General features: G+C 66.1%; 16 protein-coding genes. 5 read left to right on the top strand and 11 right to left on the bottom strand.

Going from position 1 to position 19193, the window contains the following annotated elements; translation table 11 throughout:
* Positions 1 to 9 precede the first annotated feature (9 nt).
* Positions 10 to 471 (top strand): SRPBCC family protein, encoded by a 462-nt coding sequence (locus tag ABD791_RS01370; RefSeq protein WP_345061535.1) that lies wholly within the window; start codon positions 10 to 12, stop codon positions 469 to 471.
* A 49-nt stretch (positions 472 to 520) separates the two neighbouring features.
* Here ABD791_RS01370 and ABD791_RS01365 read toward each other — a convergent pair whose 3' ends face one another.
* The gene (locus ABD791_RS01365) at positions 521 to 2887 is read right to left on the bottom strand and encodes an arylsulfatase (RefSeq protein ID WP_345061533.1); all 2367 of its coding nucleotides are present in this window, start codon (positions 2885 to 2887) and stop codon (positions 521 to 523) included.
* Positions 2888 to 3069: 182 nt separating this feature from the next.
* Positions 3070 to 4806 carry an L-aspartate oxidase gene (locus ABD791_RS01360; RefSeq protein WP_345064423.1) on the bottom strand — a complete coding sequence of 579 codons (1737 nt, stop codon included), beginning with the start codon at positions 4804 to 4806 and terminating at the stop codon, positions 3070 to 3072.
* A gap of 86 nt (positions 4807 to 4892) precedes the next feature.
* Here ABD791_RS01360 and ABD791_RS01355 point away from each other — a divergent pair, with 86 nt between their 5' ends.
* The gene (locus ABD791_RS01355; protein WP_345061532.1) at positions 4893 to 5834 is read left to right on the top strand and encodes a LysR family transcriptional regulator; all 942 of its coding nucleotides are present in this window, start codon (positions 4893 to 4895) and stop codon (positions 5832 to 5834) included.
* An 18-nt stretch (positions 5835 to 5852) separates the two neighbouring features.
* Here the strand turns inward: ABD791_RS01355 and ABD791_RS01350 are convergent, their stop codons facing one another.
* From ABD791_RS01350 to ABD791_RS01335, 4 genes are all read right to left on the bottom strand, one after another.
* Entirely contained in the window at positions 5853 to 6503 is a 651-nt protein-coding gene (locus ABD791_RS01350; protein ID WP_345061530.1) for a response regulator transcription factor, read from the bottom strand.
* A complete protein-coding gene (locus tag ABD791_RS01345; RefSeq protein WP_345061528.1) occupies positions 6494 to 8293 on the bottom strand; it encodes a sensor histidine kinase in 1800 nt (599 codons plus the stop codon). The genes ABD791_RS01350 and ABD791_RS01345 overlap by 10 nt, the downstream gene beginning before the upstream one ends.
* Positions 8294 to 8399: 106 nt before the next feature.
* The gene (locus ABD791_RS01340; RefSeq protein WP_345061526.1) at positions 8400 to 9146 is read right to left on the bottom strand and encodes a DUF2652 domain-containing protein; all 747 of its coding nucleotides are present in this window, start codon (positions 9144 to 9146) and stop codon (positions 8400 to 8402) included.
* Positions 9147 to 9192: 46 nt separating this feature from the next.
* Positions 9193 to 10890: an MFS transporter gene (locus tag ABD791_RS01335; protein WP_345061523.1), complete on the bottom strand. Its 1698-nt coding sequence runs from the start codon at positions 10888 to 10890 to the stop codon at positions 9193 to 9195.
* Positions 10891 to 10972: 82 nt separating this feature from the next.
* On the opposite strand from ABD791_RS01335, the gene ABD791_RS01330 reads away from it, so the two are divergent.
* Together ABD791_RS01330 and ABD791_RS01325 are read left to right on the top strand one after the other, a co-directional pair.
* Complete coding sequence (locus ABD791_RS01330) at positions 10973 to 11674, top strand: DNA alkylation repair protein (protein WP_345061521.1); 702 nt, start codon at positions 10973 to 10975, stop codon at positions 11672 to 11674.
* A gap of 90 nt (positions 11675 to 11764) precedes the next feature.
* Positions 11765 to 12595 (top strand): tryptophan-rich sensory protein, encoded by an 831-nt coding sequence (locus tag ABD791_RS01325; RefSeq protein WP_345061519.1) that lies wholly within the window; start codon positions 11765 to 11767, stop codon positions 12593 to 12595.
* A gap of 32 nt (positions 12596 to 12627) precedes the next feature.
* Here ABD791_RS01325 and ABD791_RS01320 read toward each other — a convergent pair whose 3' ends face one another.
* Positions 12628 to 14421: an FAD-binding protein gene (locus tag ABD791_RS01320; protein WP_345061517.1), complete on the bottom strand. Its 1794-nt coding sequence runs from the start codon at positions 14419 to 14421 to the stop codon at positions 12628 to 12630.
* Between the two features lie 135 nt (positions 14422 to 14556).
* Here ABD791_RS01320 and ABD791_RS01315 point away from each other — a divergent pair, with 135 nt between their 5' ends.
* Entirely contained in the window at positions 14557 to 15141 is a 585-nt protein-coding gene (locus tag ABD791_RS01315; protein WP_345061515.1) for a TetR/AcrR family transcriptional regulator, read from the top strand.
* A gap of 42 nt (positions 15142 to 15183) precedes the next feature.
* Here the strand turns inward: ABD791_RS01315 and ABD791_RS01310 are convergent, their stop codons facing one another.
* The 4 genes from ABD791_RS01310 to ABD791_RS01295 form a co-directional block, all read right to left on the bottom strand.
* Positions 15184 to 15561 (bottom strand): hypothetical protein, encoded by a 378-nt coding sequence (locus ABD791_RS01310; protein WP_345061513.1) that lies wholly within the window; start codon positions 15559 to 15561, stop codon positions 15184 to 15186.
* A 605-nt stretch (positions 15562 to 16166) separates the two neighbouring features.
* Positions 16167 to 16775 carry a dihydrofolate reductase family protein gene (locus ABD791_RS01305; RefSeq protein ID WP_345061511.1) on the bottom strand — a complete coding sequence of 203 codons (609 nt, stop codon included), beginning with the start codon at positions 16773 to 16775 and terminating at the stop codon, positions 16167 to 16169.
* Positions 16776 to 16943: 168 nt separating this feature from the next.
* Complete coding sequence (locus ABD791_RS01300) at positions 16944 to 17870, bottom strand: VOC family protein (protein ID WP_345061509.1); 927 nt, start codon at positions 17868 to 17870, stop codon at positions 16944 to 16946.
* A 157-nt stretch (positions 17871 to 18027) separates the two neighbouring features.
* Positions 18028 to 18906 (bottom strand): EamA family transporter, encoded by an 879-nt coding sequence (locus ABD791_RS01295; RefSeq protein WP_345061507.1) that lies wholly within the window; start codon positions 18904 to 18906, stop codon positions 18028 to 18030.
* Between the last annotated feature and the right edge of the window lie 287 nt (positions 18907 to 19193).

Raw genomic sequence — 19193 nt, 5'->3', positions numbered from 1 at the left:
GAGTCCTCCTTGCGAGATGCGGTCAGTGTAGGTCGACTCGTCGACCACGCTCCACGCTCGGCGGTCTGGACGGCCTGGACCGATCCGGCGCTTGTCGAACAGTGGTGGGTTCCCGCGCCCGAGGTCTGCCGCGTTGTGGAGATGGATCTGCGCCCCGGCGGATCCTTCCGCACCGAAATCAGCCCAGACGGCACCGCGTTCGGCCCACACATCACCGGCTGCTTCCTCGCCGTCGACGAACTCGAACGCGTCGTCTTCACCGACGCGCTCGTCGCCGGTTGGCGACCGGCCCCTGCATCATTCATCACCGCCAGCTTCACCCTGCGCGATCACCCCGACGGCACCGAATACACCGCCACCGAGATGCACCGGGATGCCGCCGATCGCGACCAGCACGAACAGCTCGGCTTTCACGAGGGCTGGGGCATCGTCACCCGGCAGCTCGCCGAGCTCGTCGAGTCACGACCATAGCCCCAGCACGAGGCGGATTTTCTCAGCTCCACGCAGACGCGTATGCCCCCTATTGCCGCGCCATGATGATTCGCATCCGCTCCTCGGGGTCGATGAGGTGGTCGTGGTCGTCATCGCCGAGGTCGATCTGCACCCAATTGATTTTCCCGGTGAACCGGCTTCCCGCCGCGGTATATTCGGGCGACACCGCAGTGCCGGATTCGTATCCGACGTCGGTGGTCTCATCAGCAGAGAAGATCATCGCCTGGGTCGCTCCCACTCGCCCGCTGCCGACTGCTGAGCCGTCGTAGTACAGGGCGACGTCACCGCCCTTCCCGAGTCCTCCGCCGTCGTAGGCGAACTCCATGCGCACCTGGTGCTTCCCGCCGGGGACCGGTGCATCGGCCACGGTGGCGAACTCCTGGATTCCGAGCACGTTGTAGACGAATTTGGCAGCGCCGTTCTTCAGATAGAGGCTCCATCCGCCGAACCGGCCACCTTGGGCGATGATGACACCTTCGGCGCCACCCTCCCGCACCTCGATTTCTGCCGTGACTGAGAACGACTTGTTCTTAATGCTCACGACGCTGTTCTCTGAGAGGCGCCCCATGCCGGCGTACAGCAGCTGCGTGTTGCCCCGGATAAGCGTCGGTCGGCCGGCGATCTCGGGGTTCGCTCGTTCGACGCCGCGGTCATCGATAGGGAGCACGTTGTATTTCGTCGCTTCGATCAGCCACAGCCGTTGCAGCTTAGCCAGGAGTGCAGGATTCTCCTCGGCGAGATTGTGCGCCTGACTGTAGTCGGTGCTGCCGTCGTAGAGCTCCCACACATCGTCGTCGAACGCGGGAAGCGTGCCGCCGAGCATCACCCACGGGGTGCGGTGCTTCGTCACAGCACTCCAGCCTTTGTAGTACAGGCCACGGTTGCCGAACATCTCGAAGTATTGCAGGTCGTGGCGCTCGGGTTTGTCGGGCTGGTCGAAGGTGTACAGCATGCTCGTTCCCTCCATGGGCGACTGCTGAACTCCGTTCACCATGGTCGGCTCTGGCAGACCGGCCGCTTCGAGGATGGTGGGCGCCACGTCGATCACATGGGTGAATTGGGAGCGCTGACCGCCCTTTTCCGAGATGCCCTTCGGCCACGACACGATCGTTCCATTGCGCGTTCCTCCCCAGTGAGAAGCCACTTGCTTGGTCCATTGGAACGGGGTGTCCATCGCCCATGCCCAGCCGACCGCGTAGTGGTTGTACGAGGTCGGTGTGCCCAGTTCATCTATCTTCGACAGCATGAATTCGGGTGTCTCGAGGGCGGCCATGCCGTTGAAGTTGGCCATCTCGTTGAAGGCTCCGTTCAGTGTTCCCTCTGCTGAAGCACCGTTGTCGCCGAGGATGTAATAGATGAGCGTGTTCGCAAGCACGCCAAGGTCCTCGATCGCGTCGATGACCCGCCCGACATGATGGTCCGTATGCTCCAGGAAGCCCGCATACACTTCCATCTCGCGCTCGAGCACCGGCTTCAGCTCGGCCGGCATGTCATCCCACGCCGGGATCTCCGTGTGCCGGGGAGTGAGCTCCGCGTCAGCCGGAATGATGCCAAGCTCCTTCTGCTTGGCGAAGGTCTTCTCTCGCTGGGCGTCCCATCCGTCGGCGAAGGTGCCCTTGTACTTGTCGGCCCATTCCTGGGGCACGTGGTGCGGCGCGTGCGTTGCCCCCGGTGCGAAGTAGACGAAGAACGGCCGCTCCGGCATCAGCGCTTTCTGCGTACGGATCCAGTTCACAGCGTGATCGGCGAGGTCCTCGGTCAGGTGGTAGCCCTCCTCCGGGGTAGCCGGCGGCTCAACCGGCGTCGTGCCCTCGTAGAGGGAGGGATCCCACTGGTTGTTCTCGCCGCCGATGAAGCCATAGAACGTCTCGAAGCCGCCGCCGCCCGATGGCCAGGCATCGAACGGTCCCATGGGTGACGACTGCCACACCGGAACCTCGTGGCATTTGCCGAACTGGGCCGTCGAGTATCCGTTCAACTTGAGGGTCATCGCCACGGGCGCTTTCGTGTTCGGCTTCAGCGAGCTGTTGCCGGGCGCCGACGTCGCGGTCTCCGTGATGCTGCCCATCCCCACCGAGTGATGGTTGCGTCCGCTGAGCATCGCAGCTCGGGTGGGAGCGCACAGGGCAGTGGTGTGAAACCGGTTGTAACTCAGGCCGGCGGCGGCGAGCTTCTCGGCGTTCGGCGTGTAGCACGGGCCTCCGAAGGCGCTCGACGCCCCGAAGCCGGTGTCGTCGATCAACACGATCAGCACGTTGGGTGCGCCCTCCGGCGGGAGGAGCGGCTCGATCTGCGGATAGGAGGTGTCCGGATCCTTGGCATCGTAGGTCGTCAACCCCGGCTTGGGCAGATCCGGAATAGGCAACATTGTGCGCGCGTGACGATCAGGGCTCATGAGAATTCCTTTCGCGGTGCGGAACGTGCGTAGGTAACGTGCGTAGGCAACGTGTGTAGGCAACGTAGCCCCGAACCGCAAATGGCGCTTCTCTCGCGCTGCACGCTATGACGAGGGCGACCGCCGCATGCCCTGTGCCTGGGCGAGCGTCGGCCGACCTCACCAATTGCGACGGCGAGCCGCTACTCGACCAATTTACCGACCGTCGAGACGTGCTGAATCAGCTCCGCAATCTCCTCAGGAATCTCCGGGATCTCCTCGCGCACCACGCCCGCCGTCGGCGACCACACGAGGTTGACCTGCAGCGACGGATCCATCTCCGGGTAGTCGCTGCGGTTGTGGCAGCCGCGGGTCTCGCGGCGTTCCACCGCCGCCTCGAGAGTCGCGCGGGCAGCCAGTGCAGAGGCCTTGAGGTCGAAGGCGTGTGCCAGGTCTTGGAAGCCCGCGATATCCGGGTGAATGCCGACCTGGGCCATCCGCTCGTCGATCTCGTGCAGCTTCGCCAGGCCGGCCTTGAGCCCCTCTTCGTCACGCACCACCCCGGCGTGTTCGGTCATCAGATTGCGAATGGCGCGCTGCAGCGCCCGCACGTTTTCGTGCCCATCAGCCGTCAGCAGATCGTCGATCTCCGCGCGCGCTTCGGCGAGCGCCGTGGCCGAACGCGGCTGGGCCTCCAGCCCCGCCGAGTAGGTGGCTGCCGCATGGGCCACGATGCGGCCAAAGACCAGCAGTTCGATCAGCGAGTTGCCGCCCAGACGGTTGGCGCCGTGCAGACCACTGGATGCTTCCCCAATGGCATACAGGCCGTCGACATCCGTGCCGTGGTCGTCGGGACGCACCCACACCCCGCCCATCGAGTAGTGCGCGGTCGGCGCGATCTCGATCGGCTCCTGGGTGATGTCGAGCATCTGCACCTCCATCATGGTTTGATACACGCGCGGCAAGCGCTCCATGATGGTCTCGCGTGGCAGATGCGAGACGTCCAACCAGACGCCGCCGTTGGCTGTGCCGCGGCCTTCCTTGATTTCGGTATACGCCGCCAACGCCACGCGGTCGCGGGTGGAGAGCTCCAAGCGCACCGGGTCATAGCGCTCCATGAACCGTTCACCCAGGGCGTTGCGCAGCACGCCGCCCTCACCGCGGGCGGCCTCTGAGATCAGGGTTCCGGCCGCGTTCTCGGGCTCGATGATGCCTGAGGGATGAAACTGCACGAGCTCGGGATCACGCAGCCGTGCTCCGGCGTCAACGGCCAGGCGAAAGGAGTCGCCCGTGTTCTCGTCTCGGCGAGAGGATGTGCGGCGCCAGATGCGGTTGTGGCCGCCGGCGGCCAGAATCACCGCATCGGCATGGATGAGGTAGCGGGTGCCCGTGTTGAGGTCGAATCCGTAGGCGCCGAAGATCTGGTTGTTTTTCACCAGCAGCCGGGTGATGTACACCTCGTCAAGAATCGGGATCTCCAGCTGCGCGGCACGATTGACGAGGCTGCGCTGAATTTCTAACCCCGTGTAGTCGCCGGCGAACGCGGTGCGACGAAAGGTGTGCGCGCCGAAGAAGCGCTGCGAGATACGTCCGTCCCCTTCGCGGGCGAAATCCATTCCGTAGCGTTCCAGGTCATGGATGCCCTGCGCCGCGCCGCGGGCCACGATTTCCACGGTGTGCGGGTTGGCCAAGTAGTAGCTCTCCTTGATGGTGTCGGCCGCGTGCTGCTGCCAGCTGTCACCCTCATCCCCCTCCATGGTTCCGAGAGCCGCATTGATGCCGCCCGCCGCGAGCGACGTGTGCGCATCGTTGCGGGGGCGCTTGCCGACAGCGAGAACGTCGACTCCCATTTCGGCCAGCTCGATGGCCGCTCGCAGACCCGACCCACCGGTGCCGATGACCAGCACGGTCGTAGATATTTGCTTCTCATTCGCCTTCATTGCGTTCATGCTTTCAACGCTAGGAACCGGCTCACGATTAGTCCAATGAATCATCCGAGTCAATTCAATGCAGATACGCTATTGACATGAACTTGGAACAGCTCCAAAGCTTCGTCGAAGTTGCCCGCATCGGCCATTTCACCCGGGCCGCCGCGCATCTGCATCTGGCCCAGCCCTCGCTCAGCCGGCAGATTTCAACCCTCGAAGCAGACCTCGGCGCGACACTCTTTCACCGCGCCAGGGGAAACATCACCCTGACCACGGCCGGCGAATCACTGCTACCTCTGGCCAAACGGATGCTCACAGATGCCGAGAACGTGCGCTACGAGATGCAGGAGCTGGCCGGCCTTCGAAAAGGGCGGGTGCGCCTCGGTGCCACCCCGACGCTCTGCATCAGTCTGGTCGCCGAGGTTCTGACCCTGTTTCATGCGGCGTACCCCGGCATTGACCTGCACCTGACCGAGCGGGGGTCGCACGGCCTCCTGGAGGATCTCGCCGGAGGAGCGCTCGACCTAGCCCTGATCACCACGCCGGAGGGCGGCTCCGGCCCGTCCGCCAGCCTGCGCCGGCTCCCGCTCCTCACCGAGCAACTCGTCGTGGTTTCGTCGGTCACCAGCCCACTTCTGGGCGACCTCCAGAGCGTCACGTTGGCGCAACTGGCAGAACTCCCGCAGATCACGTTTCACGAGAGCTACGACTTGCGGGCCCTGACCATGCAGGAATTTCAGAAGGCGAACCTCGTGCCGAAGGTGGTGCTCGAGGGAGCAGAGATGGATGCGGTTCTGCGCTGCGTTGAACGGGGTCTCGGCGTTGCGGTCGTTCCCGCCATGGTGCTGGTGGATCGGCCCGGCCTGCGTTCGGCCAGGCTCACCGCGCCACGCCTCGCCCGTTCGATCAGCCTCGCTCATCGCAACGATGTGGCCTTGACGCGCGCCGCCCAGGCCATGCAAGACCTCATCATCGACACGGCCAACATTCTCTCCTCGGTCGATGGCGGTGCGGATGGCTTGATCACGCGGACCGCCTAGCCGGGCGCCGCAGCGATTTCAGTCGCGATTGAGATACTGCAGAACGGCAAGCACGCGGCGATGCGCATCCGAGTCCACCGAAATCGACAGTGCGCTGTAAATGCGCGACGTGTGCTGCACGACAGCCTTCTCGCTGAGAAACAGCAGCCCCGCGATAGCCGCATTGCTGCGTCCCTCGGCCACCAGCGCGAGAACCTCCTGCTGCCGGGCGGTGAGCTCGCCGACGGCGGAGTCTGAAATTCGCGCCCGCGCCACCATCACCGCGACGACATCCGGATCAATCGCCGTGCCGCCAGACGTGACCACCCGCAGGCTCTCCACGAAGGTGTCGACGTCGGCGATGCGCTGCTTGAGCAAGTACCCGAGTCCCCCGGCACGGTCGCCCATCAACTCGACCGCATACCGCCGCTGCACATGCTGCGAGAGCACCATCACGGCGGTGCCGGGCAGGCGTTCCCGAATCCGTGCCGCCGCGACCAGACCTTCGTTGGTGTAGCTGGGGGGCATCCGGATGTCGGTGATCACGAGGTCCGGCCGGTGCTCGAACACTGCCGCCTCCAAGCTCTCGGCGTCCCCGACCGCCTGCACGATGGTGAACCCCGCCTCGACGAGCACGAGCTCCAGCCCGCGCCGCAGCAACACCTCGTCTTCACCGATGACTACCCGCATGGAACCTCCGCTCTGATGCTCGTGCCCTGCCCGGGTTCGCTGACGATCTCAAGCGAGCCGCCGAGCACATCGATGCGCTCGGCCATGCCCAGCAGCCCGGATCCCCCGATGGCGCGTGCCCCGCCGCGGCCGTCGTCACTCACTGCGACGTACAGGGTCTCCCCCTGGCGTCGAAGGCTCACGCTGATTGCCCGAGCCTGTGAGTACTTGACGGCATTGGCAAGCGCCTCGGCAACAACAAAATAGGCGACACTCTCGACGGTCGGCGAGCAATCCCCGTCGGTGACGCCGAGGTGCAACGAAGTGGGGATCGGCATGCGGTCGACGAGGTCTTCGGCGGCGGCGGAAAGCCCCCCTTCGACGAGGGCTGCCGGCATGACCGAGTGCACCAGCCCGCGCAGTTCGGTCGCCGCGGCGTCGATGCCGCGGCGGAGTGCCGTGGCGCGCTCGCTGACCGGCCGTCCGACGCCACCCGCGTTCGCGAGCTGCTGGGCTTCAAGAGCAAGAAGCACCAACTGCACCTGCAGTCCGTCGTGCAGGTTCCTGGCGATGCGACGACGCTCCGAATCGGCGGCTTCCACGAGTCGTTCCCGCGAGAGCTGCAACGCCAGCCGGCTTGAGTGCAGCTCGGCGGTCAGGCGGTCCCGATCAAGCGCAATCGCGACGACCCGGCTCGCCGTTTTGGCGAGCTCTGGGTCATCGACCAGTGCCTTGTCATAGGAGATCGCCCCGATGCGGCGCCCCTCCAGCTCGACGATCTCGATGCCGCGACGGGGATCCGGTGGTGACTCCTCCGCTTCGACGCCCTGCACGTCGACATACTTCATCGTCGTCGGAACCCAGAACCAGACCTCAAGCGATGGGTCGCCCAGCGTACGCGCGAGTGCTCCGGCGATCGCCGGCTTCTCGTCGCCTGCGGCACCCAGCCAGGCCCCGAGTTCTTCCAGTTCTCCCGTGCGCGCAACCCCACCGAGCAGCACGCCCAGGGCGAAGGCGATGGGAACGCCGGCGAGCACCGCGAGTTGCAGAAAGCCGGTGGCCTCGCCGCTCCAGCCGAACATCGCGCCGAGAACCCGGGTCGAGCCGAGAATCACCGCGAGGGCGAAGATGCCGTAGCCATAGAGGGGCACGAGGGCACGGCGCTCCGCAGCAGTCGCCTGCCGAATGCGGGCGATGAGGAGCACGACGGTCATCGTGAGCACCACTCCGCCAACGGCAGCCTGGATGTCGGATCCGAGCCGGGCGAGTTCGGGGACATCCGCCAGGGCAAGACCAGGGGCATGGATGTCTGGCGCCCACAGATAGAGGGGAATCTGCAGGATGATTGCCGTGAAATATGCCAGTGCGACGGTGACGTGCGCGAGCCGGCCGACGAGCCGTCCCGACGGAAACGCCAGCAGCAGATGCACGAACACGGCTAGCGGAAGGCTCGCGGCGATGCTGCCGAGCGCGACGAAGAGTGGGATCTCGGTGTTGCCGGCGCCGCCGAGAAAAACCGCGCCGCCGGCCAACAGAATCAGCGCGCCCATCCGGTTGCTCGGCCGGCGATACCAGGCGAGCACCCCCGCGACCAGGTACACCACGACGTTGATCGGAAAAAGCACGAGCGCGCCGGCCCCGGGTTCATCGATCGGGAGCAGGGCGACGAGAAGCAGGGCGAAGAACAGCCCGGCGACCAGGAGCGCGATCAGGGCGCGGTCGAGCGACCGTTTGAGTGGGGATTTGACCGGCGCGAGCACCATACAGCTGTACCACATGTCCGCGGGGCGACCCCGGCGTTCGTCGGACATTGAGCCGAATCAGCGCCGAACTGGCGACCTGGGTCCCCCCATCGGAGGCCGTGCGCCGGCCGTGCGTCGACCGTGATTCTCGGGAACGAGACCTCTGCATCCCTGATTACCGCGGGGACACCGCGTTGCGGGGGCGTCGCAGGCCGAGCATGTATGGCATGCCGAGGCCCGCCGCCGCGAACGTTCTGCCGAGGCGTCCGCGCCACGACGGCGCGGGCAGCGGAGGCAGGGTGCCGTCGAGGTCACCCACGTCGACGAAGTATGCGCGCACTGTTCCGATCCCCTCCAGCTCCGGCGCAATTTCGTGCACGGCGCCGGGCAGCAACGACGAGTCGGTGAGGTAGAGCTCCTCGGAGAGCAGCACGTACTCGGGAATGGTCACCGGGTTCTTGAGCAGGCGATGCACGAGAATGACGTCGATGCCGACGAGCTTGTGCCGCTGACGGATGGTCTGGGTCGCCACGTCGCCGACATGCGCCACGAACTTGAGCTTCAGGTTGCCTGCCTCCTTACAGCCGGCACACGGGCAGAGGTTCGTCGCGACGTTCTGACGTTCGAGATGAAAGGCCCGATGCATGGCGACGGCAACCTGCAGAATCTCCGTGACGGTGGGGTCCGGGTCGCGCGCATCCGTCCCACACACGTCGGGCTCTCTGCTCTGGGCTTGACGGGAAAGAAAGGCCGCGTCGCCCTCGATCTCAATGAGATCGAAGCCAGGGGCGGCGTCAATCATCTTGTCGAGCATCCGTGCGGTGTTGACCTCGGCGTGCGCGAGACTCATCCGATGCGAGCTCATGTAGTCGGTGTAGCCACCGATGTCAGCGATCAGCAGCACCGCACGCCCAGATTCCATGCCCTGAGGATCCACCCAAAGCCGGGAATACTCAACCGCACGACTCTCACGACGACGCGGGCGGTTCCTCGAACGGGTCCTTCGGTTCGTAGCGCTCGAGCAGGTCGCCGACGACCGCCTCGGCCTGTTGGGCGCTCGGCGTGTACCCGAGCACAACAGGAAGAAACCGGTCAGAGTCCAGCGCCCGCAGCCGCAGCTCGCTCGTGGCGACCACGGTGGCCGTTCGGCGCGTGCGGCGCAGCAATGCGATCTCTCCGAAGCCCTCGCCAGGGCCGAGCGTTGCGATCACCCGCCCGTCGCCCACGACGTCGACGTCGACGTCGCCAGACTCGATCAGGTAATACCGGTCGCCGACATCCCCCTGCGCGAACACCACCTGGCCGGCCGGCACGGCGACCGGTTGCAGGCCGCGCGCGAGCCGCTCGACGGCGGGCAGCGGCAGGATGCGAAACATCGGCACCCGTTGGAGCAGCCCGGCATCCAGGGTGAGAGCGCCCACTGACCGGTCGAGACCGCGCAATCGCCGCCACGACGCCACCGCAAGCACCGGGCAGACGAGCCCGATCGCCACGAGCGCGGTCTGCACCCCGAACCAGTCCACGAGCACCGACGCCACGATGGCCCCGAATCCGATGAACACCGTGACCAGACTCTCCAGCACACCGAAGACCCGGGCCAGCACCTCGTCGGGAGCCATCCTGCCGATCAGAGTGAAGCCCGCCACGTCGATCAGGGCGTTGCCGACTCCGACGAATGCCAGCAAGCCGAGTGCCGCCGCCTCCTGAGGAACGAGACCGACGAGGGCGAGCGGCAGTCCCCAGAGGCCGACCCCGACGCCGAACCACGCGCCCAGTCGACCCGTGCCGACGAGCAGTGAGGCCGCGAGCGACCCGAGAACCGCGCCCACCCCGACGGCGGCCATCAGGGCGCCGACGCCAGGGTCGCCGGTGCCGAGCAGCTCAATCGCAACCACCACCGAGAGCACTGTGAGCGCTCCCCTGGTGAGGGCCTGCGCTGCGGCGAGACCGAGGATGAGCGTCAGGTCGCGATTCTGCGTGACCGCACGAACGCCATCCGCTGCCTCCCTGATCAAGTTGGGACGACTTGGCGCCGGCGGGCGCGGCGGCGCGTCGTACCGCAGCCGCACCAGGAGGGCAGCGGCCCAGAATGAGGCGGCCGCCGCGACCGCGAAGACGACCCCCACACCGGTGAACTGCAGCAGCACCGCCGCCAGCAGCGGGCCGACGAGTGTGGCTGCGGAGTCGAGCAGCCCCCGCACCACGTTGGCGCTGGCGAGCTCATACCCGGTGCGACACAGCGAGGGCAGAAGCGCGGAATGCGCCGGCCGATAGAGTGTGGCCGCGATCGTCGAGAGCACGGCGAGCGCGTAGATGAACATCGGCGGACCCGCCACCATGGCGACCACGGCGGCGGCCGCGGTGGCAACTCCACGCGCAGTGGACACCAGAATGAGCACTCGCTCGCGGCGCCCCCGGTCGGCGATCGGCGACAGCAGTGGAGCGAGGATCGCGGACGGCAGCATCCGCAGCAGCCCGACCAGGCCGAGGGCGGTCGCGCCGCCGTCACGGTAGGCGACGATTCCGAGCGCCACGGTGAACGCCCATTCGGCGGTCCAGGCGCCGAGAAAGCTGAGTTGGGCTCGGCGCAGGTTGGGGTTCTGCGCATTGCTCGTGAACGCAGCGGCGGCCTGGCCGAGCCTGCTGCGGCGCCCATCGACTCCCATGGGGTGATCCTAGGCTGGTCCGCCATCGCTGTTGAGGGCATCGTCGTAGGCTGATTCCCATACGCAACGACAGGAGACTGAGATGGCTCAGACGACGGCGAGTGAGTCGACAGTGGCCGAGACGGCCGTAGCCGAGGTGATGGCCGAGCTGGCCGCGCTCGAGGACCCGCGGGCCCGCGAGGTGAACGCCAACCACGGTGACGACCACGGGGTCAACCTCGGCAAACTGCGCGCGATCGCCAAGCGGCTGAAAATCCAGCAGGAGCTTGCCCGTGAGTTGTGGGACACGGGTGACACCGCGGCGCGCCTGTTGGCGATCCTGATCTGCCGACCGAAGGCGTTTGAGCCCGACGAGCTTGACGCCATGTTGCGCGAGGCGCGCACGCCCAAGGTGCAGGACTGGCTCGTGAACTACGTGGTGAAGAAGAGTCCGCACGCCGAAGCGCTGCGCGTGCTCTGGTTCGCCGATCCCGACCCTGTGGTCGCGAGCGCCGGCTGGGCGCTGACTTCCGAACGCGTGGTGAAGAAGCCAGAGGGCCTCGACCTTTCCGGGCTGCTCGACCTCATCGAGGCGGAGATGAAGGATGCCCCTGAACGCTTGCAATGGGCAATGAACTACTGCCTGGCCCAGATCGGGATTGAGTATGCCGAGCTCCGCGCTCGCGCTATCGACATCGGCGAGCGCCTCGAAGTGCTCAAGGATTACCCGACTCCCCCGAACTGCACCTCGCCGTTCGCGCCCATCTGGATCACCGAGATGGTGAGCCGGCAGCTCAGCAGATGAGAGATTAAGGGCTAACAGAACGGCATCGGGGTGAGTGGGACCTCGCTGTCGGCCCTATCGTCGTGAGTACCACTCCCGTATCGTGACACCATGACCGCCTCGCCGCAGACCTCTGACCGAGTCAGGCAAGCCACCGTCTTCATCCTCGCGCTGCTGGCGATTGCCGGAGCGATGATCGGCTCCGGCGCCGTGGGCGGAACCCCGATCCAGGATGCGGCGGGTGGCGCGCTGGCGGCCGACGCCACGCTGATCGCGCCGGCCGGCCCGGCGTTCAGCATCTGGTCGGTTATCTACCTGGGGCTTCTTGCCTACGCCGTGTGGCAGCTCTTCCCCAGCCAAGCCACCCGGGCGGTGCATCGCCGGGTCGGCTACCTCATCGCTCTGTCCCTGCTGCTCAATGCTGCGTGGATCGGAACCGTGCAGCTCGGCCAGCTGGGTCTGTCGGTTGTGGTGATCGTGGCTTTACTCGTCGTCTTGGGCCTCACTTTCGCGGTGCTGCAGCGAACGCCGAGGGGTGCCGTGACAACAGCCGCTGGTGTCTGGGAGGCCATCGTCCTCGACGGAACGATTGGCTTGTATCTCGGCTGGGTGACGATTGCCACGGCTGCGAATGTGACGGCCTGGCTGACGGAACTCGGCTTTACCGGATGGGGTATCCAACCCGACGCCTGGGGCGTGGCTGTCATCGCCGTGGCTGCAGTCGTCGGCGTTGCGACGGCGATCGCGGGACGAGGGCGACTGACCCCGGCCATCGCGTTGGCGTGGGGTTTGGGCTGGCTCGCTGTCGCTCGTCTCGCGGGCGAGCCGGAATCGCAACTCGTGGGCATCGCCGCTGCGCTGGCGGCGTGTCTCGTGCTCGGCACGACAGTACTCCTCCGCATCCTCGCCCAGAGGGCAGGCCCCCGCCCCGCTCTGGCGTGAGCCTGCTTTCTTGGCGCGGGGCGGTCTCCGTGTTAGAAGGCGACCTGCAGCTTCTCGGCTTCCTCCACCGATGCGATGGATGGCGCAGCGGGTCGTGCAGCCGGGTTTTGCGCCTGCTGGGCCGCATGAAGCGCCCCAATGTAGGCAAAGACGCCCGCAGGCGCGATGCTGGCTCCCGGCCCCGGATAGGTGTGCCCCATCACCGACGCCGTGTTGTTGCCGGCGGCATACAGTCCATCGATCACCGAGCCATCCGTGCGCAGCACCCGCGCGAACTCGTCGGTGACGAGGCCACCTTTGGTGCCGAGATCACCCGGGTACACCTTGAACGCGTGAAACGGTCCGCGCTCGATCGAACCGAGGTTCGGGTTGGGTTTGATGCCCGGGTCGCCGTAGTAGCGGTCGTAGGCGGTGCGTCCGCGCTGAAAGTCCCGATCGACTCCATTCGACGCAAAATCGTTGAAGCGGGCGACGGTCGCAGTAAAGATTGCAGGTTCGACGCCGATTTTCGCGATGAGCTCATTGAGGGTGTCGGCCATCACGATCTCGCCGGCCGCGAGCATCTCCTTCTTGGCGGTGAGGGCGAAGGTGTTGAGATAACGCCGGGTGTGCCTGGCATCGGTGACGAGCCAGGAGTGGATGGCCGGGCTGACCTTGTTGTGCTCAAGCATGTGGTGGCCGAAGTCGACGTACGACTCCGACTCGTTGAGGTAGCGGTTGCCCTTCTGATCGACGACCATGCTGAACGGGAACGACCGCTCGCCGAGGATGAAACTGTTGCTACCCGGCTTGAGAATCACCCCGGCGCCCCACCAGGCGTCCTCCATCATCGCGATCTCGCCGCCGACATCCATTCCTGCCTGAATGCCCGTGCCCATTTGCCCCTCCGGGGCCGCTGACCAGCCGGGGATCCCCTGGTACTTCTGGCGCCAGGCCGTGTTGCGGGCGAACCCGCCGGCCCCGAGCATGACGCCGCGGCGCGTGCGGATGCGACGTGCACGGCCGTCGTGCAACACGACTGCTCCGATGACGCGGCCGTCGTCGATGAGCACCTCGGTGATCGGCGAGTCGAGCCAGACGGGAATGTCGTGCGTGCGCGCAATGTGCATGAGCGATCCGGCGAGCGCCGGGCCCATCCCCCGAGCTTGCTGCCCGATGATGGCGCGCCCGAGCACCCTCAGAACCAGCTGTGCTCCGCGCAAAAATCCGTGCGGGGACGACCATGCCCGGCTCAGCAGCCAGAAGTCGTCGTTGCGCACGGGCAAAGGCACGCCCTGCTTCATGCGCGACAGGTACTGGTAGCCCTTCAGCTTGCGCATATTGAACGACGTGACTTCGATGCTGCGGCCGATCTTGCCGCCGGGGAGGTCGGGGTAGTAGTCGGGATAGTCCTTCGCACGCGACCACTTCACGCCTTCGCCTCTGAGCAGGTTGATGTAGTTCGGGATCGCCGTGAGGAACGCGAGCTTGCGTTCCCGGCTCGTCCAGGGGCCGACGTCGCCGATCACGGCATCCATGTAGGCGAGGGCCTCGTCGATCGAGTCCTGCGCGCCATCCCGGTTCATGAGCGGGTTGTTGGGCACCCAGAGACCTCCACCCGAGATGCAGGTCGTGCCGCCCCAGAGGGACTCACTCTCGACGATCAGCGTGTCGAGGCCATTGATCTTGGCCGTGATCGCGGCGGAAAGACCGGCAACACCAGAGCCGGCCACGAGGTAGTCCACGGTGTCGTCCCAGTCGCCGTCGGAGTCGCGGGTCTCTGACCCGCGGGTCGGAATGTGAGCTGCTGGATCGTAGGCGGATGGGTTGTGAGCGGATGCAGGCAATGCGATCTCCTTTGATCAGGCAAAACCGAGACGGTGCGTCTCACTTCGTCGAAAGCTACGCCTCTTTTGAGCGCACGGCAAGAGGCGATTCTGGGGACCGGATACTCGTATCCTGGGTCGATGGAGCCTGAGTCGATGCACAACGTGAAGCGACCGAGGGGTGCCCGTGGGCGCGAAGGCATCCTGTCGTCGGCCAGGTCGCTCGTTATCGAGTCCGGCTACGAGGCGCTCACCGTGGAAGGTATCGCCGCTGCGGCGGGTGTCGGCAAGCAGACCCTGTACCGCTGGTGGCCGTCGAAGGGAGCGCTCGTGGCTGATGCATTTCTCGACGACCCGGCTATCCCCCCGTCATTCGCCTCGACAGCTCCCACTGGCGACGGCGTCGCCTGGGTGCGCGCACAGGCCGACTACTTCAGCAGTGCAGTCGGCACCTCGGTGACGAGAGCCCTCACCTCGGCGACGGCCGAAGACGAGAGCGTCGCCATCCGGGTGCACGAGAGGTTTACCGCGCCGATTCTCGCCGGCATCATCGACTGGCTCGCGATCACGGTTCCGGATGCCGCGGCCGGCGCCACCGAGCGACAGCGGGCCGCAGCCGACATGTTGCTTGGCGCGCTGGTGTTCCGGATGCTCACTCGCTCGGAGCCGCTCTCGGGCGACGGCGCGGAGGAGGTGCTCCATCTCGTGCTGGCGGGGCTGCGCACCGCGGCTGCCCGGTAGAGCAATCGCCGCAGAGCACTCGCGCAGATCAATCGCTCCAGATCAGCTGCCGGGAACGTTGCCGATCCACCCCAGGGGAACTCCGCCCGTCGCAAGCGGCTGCCGATCCTCATCGAATGCCGGATTCGCCTGACCATTTTCGGTGTCCGGCTTGTGCATGCTCTCAGCACGTCGCCGACCTCGAACTCCGCTCACGATGAGGCAAACACCCCCGGCCAGCAGCGCACCGCCCCCGAGCACGTCGAGTACCGGCAACACGACCACCTGCCCTGTCGCGAGTTGAGAGATGCCGAATGGCAGCAGGAGCCAGGCTCCCGCGACGAGCACGACGCCGATCACAATGCGCAGGTTGGCGAACCGGAGACCTCGAATTCGCAACTCGTCGTCGGCAAGTGCGCGAGCGATGTTTGCATGAACCATGAGCACTCTCCAATCATCCGCCGCATCGAGATACCGCGTGAGGTGCCTGCAGCCTACTGCCCGGGTGGTTCGCCAAGCCAGCAGCTCGCGGGGCGGGGCCTGGCGGCTCGCAGAAGTGAAGGAACGCCGTTGCGCGGGTCGAATACCGTGACGCCCGTTGAATTCAGTGGGCGTCACGGTTTTCGACCAGCGCGGTGCAATCGGGCCGACATCCGACCCGCGCGGCGGCACCCGACCCGCGTGGCGGCACCCGACCCGCGTGGCGGCATCCGACCCGCGTGGCGGCATCCGACCCGCGTGGCGGATGTACGGAAGGGACGCCGACGGGCGAACTGCGCATTGCGCGCGTTAGGTGCCGCTGCGCGCGTCGGCGCCGACCCGCGTGACGGCACTGGACCCGCGCGACGGATGCGGCGTGGCCGGCGGAGGTCCGCTGCCTACGGAAACTGCCTACGGAAACACGGCCGCGTCTGCCGTTAACACGGCCGCGTCTGCCGTTCTCGCTGCAACTCACCGGCTACCGGCGCAGCATCGGTGGCAGCTGCTTCTCGTCGGTCGTTCTGCCACCGCATGGAGCGGGTCGGTTCAGAACGGATGCCTCCTCCTCAGCTGGCGTCGGAGCGCTGGTAGATGTTGATCACCACGCCGGAGGCCAAGGCCCTGCTCTCAGCGAGGGCAAGTCTGGTGTACGGGAACCCGTCGGGGAACAGCTTCTTGCCCGTGCCGAGCACCAACGGGTAGATGACAAGACGGTACTCGTCGACCAGGTCATGCTCAGCCAGCGTGCTGATCAGTTGGCCGCTCCCCCACACCCGGATCTCACCGCCCGGTTGCGCACGTAGCGTTTCAACCGCCGCGGGCACGTCGGGGCCGAGGAGAAACGAGTTCTTCCAGCCGACCTCGGTCAGCGTGCGTGACGCGACGTACTTGGGGACGCGGTTGTATCGCCGGGTCAGCTCCCCCTCGAAGCCTGCGGCGTTCTCGTCCCACACGCCCCACGCGCCGGCGAAGATCTCGTACGTCCTGCGTCCGAGTAGCAACGCCTCGGTCTTGCTCTCCCATTCCATGATGATGGCCCCGTCATCGTCTCCGCCGACGTAGCTGGTCTGCCAGCCGCCGTATTCGAAGCCCCCTTCGGTGTCCTCCTCCGGGCCGCCGGGTGCCTGCACGACGCCGTCGAGGGTGATGAACGCTTGCACAACGATGGAGCTCATTTCGATCTCTCCCTGTCTTGTGGGCACTGGCACGACCCACGATTGGCTCGCGGGTAGCTCTCCTTGCACTGTAGGCAGGCATCGCTGATTGGGAAAGGCGGGGCATGGTCAGGATGCCGCGCGGAAACGCGCACGATGTCCGCGCTGGTGACACGGACGCCGAGCCTTCTAGGCGAGCAATCGCACAGTGTTGCCCCACGGGTCGTCGACCGTGATCACGCCGGCGTCGTGCGTGAACGTCGCAGCGGCATCCGTCAGTCGATCGGCCACCGCGAGAAGCGCGCCCTTGTCTCCGAGGTGGATCGTGAGGCTACCGAGGCCGAGTGACTCGGGTCGGGCCGTGGCGCCGGCGGTGCCCCAGGTGTTCGTTGCGATGTGGTGGTGGTACCCGCCCGCCGCATAGAAAAGAGCGTCCTCGGATTCGGCGGTGATCGCGAAGCCGAGGGTGTCGGCGTAGAACGCCCGTGCCTTCTCGAGATCGCCGACCCGCAGGTGCACGTGGCCCATCGTGGCGCCGGAATCGGTCGGCGTCGTGCCCAGGTGCTCCTGGATGAAGGCATTGGGGTCAAGGGCCGCCGAACCCATCTGCACGAGCCCGTCGTTCCACACCCACTCGTCTTCAGGGGTGTCGGTGTAGAGCTCCAGTCCGTTGCCGTCGGGGTCCGAGAAATAGAACGCAAGACTCACAGCGTGGTCGGCACTGCCGCTGTAGCTCGTCGGCGCGACGGTGGCGACGCTGAGCAGCGCGGTGGCGAGGGACTGCTCGTTCGGGTAAACGATCGCCGAATGATAGAGGCCGGCCTCGGTCCCGATGTCCGCAGGGCGATCCGCGGCACGCGTGATGCCCAGCACTTCTTCACCGTCGCTCCCGAGGCTCAGTCGGTCGTCAGTCTCGTCCAGTAACTCCAGGCCGACCGCGTCCACATAGAAGGACCGCATCGGGGCGAGGTCGTCGGTCAGCAGCTCGACGGCCCCCATCCGTGTGCTGTCCGGCAGAGCGGATGCCGCCGGTCCGGTGCCCGCCGACGAAGACGCCGACGACGATGCGGCCGTCACGGCCCACCAGATCCCAGCGGTCGCCAGCACAAGAGTCACGGCTGATGCCAGAAGGATGAACAGTGGCCGGGAGGTTTTCGGACGGTCGGGCGCTGTGGATGTGCGGGAGGCCATACTGAATGGCAACCGGTTGACGCGACAACCTATTCCATGGATGACCGCTAGCCCTTTCGAACAGTCGGATGCACCGCACGCTTCAGAACGCCAGCATGAGGACTCCGCCCACGACCACGATCGACGCCCCGACGCGCCTCACCGCCGACCCCTCGCGCAGAACCAGCACACCAAACAGCGAGACCAGCACAACGCTGACCTCTCGAATCGGCGCCACCAGCGCCACCGGTGCCAGCGTCACGGCAGTCAGAACGAGGATGTATGACAGGGGTGACAGCACTCCGAAAGCCAGGATGCGGGGCCAATGGGCACCCACGACGGCGAGCATCTCGCCCCTGCGACGAATCGCTCGAGGGGCATAGAGCACGAGTTCCACCAGTGTGCAGCCGACCATGAACGCCACCGGTGACAACCCCCAGGTGCGCAGCGCGTGCGCATCCCAGATTGTGTAGACCGCAATGGCGACGCCCGTCAACACCCCGAAAATGATGCTCGGGTCCGGCCCCCTCCGCACCCCTGGCACAGGTGCCGCCCGGCCGATGAGCCCAGTGAAGATCACCCCCACGACAATGACGACGACACCAATGCCCGCAACCACACCGATGCTCTCCCCCAGGAGCACCACGGCGAGGAACGAGCTCAATGCCGGCCCCGTGCCACGGGCGGTCGCATAGACCGTCGACAACCGACCGCGCGCATACCCCTGTTGCAACACCAGCATGTATGCCACGTGCAACACTCCGGAGACGCCCGCCCCCACCGCGAACCCCGCGACGACGTCAAAACCTCCCCGCCCGAAGCCGCCCGTCAGCGGAATGAGCGGCGCCCAGATCACCGTGCTCGCCAGCGCTCCCCACCACAAGAACGGCACGCCGATCCGGCTCACCCCGTGAGCCACCACATTCCACGCCGCATGGCAGACCGCGGCCGACAGAACAAGGAACAATGCGAAAGCCGACATCAGGACCTTTCCCGCCGCGCGGAGGCGCGGCACAGGAGTCCTCCAGGCTTCTATCCCTTGAGATGACGGCCCACCGATCGCGGTCGGCCGTGGCACCGCTCGAACCAGACAGACGGTGTCGTCCCGGAACCCTAGGCGCTATCGGAGGGGAGCGTAGCAGGCGCGAGTAAACGGTTTGCATCGCCTCGTAGGCAGAAATCCCGACCGCACCGTGGCGGCACTGCTGGGCGGTTCCGCTTGCGGGCAGTCTCAGCGGTCTGCTTGTCTGGAATCGGCAGTTTGCTGAT

Origin of the sequence: Glaciibacter kafniensis (assembly GCF_039538945.1) — a bacterium.
GTDB classification, from domain to species: domain Bacteria; phylum Actinomycetota; class Actinomycetes; order Actinomycetales; family Microbacteriaceae; genus Cryobacterium; species Cryobacterium kafniensis.
Note: the sequence above shows the minus strand (reverse complement) of the source record. Positions and strands in the feature narration are given on the sequence as shown.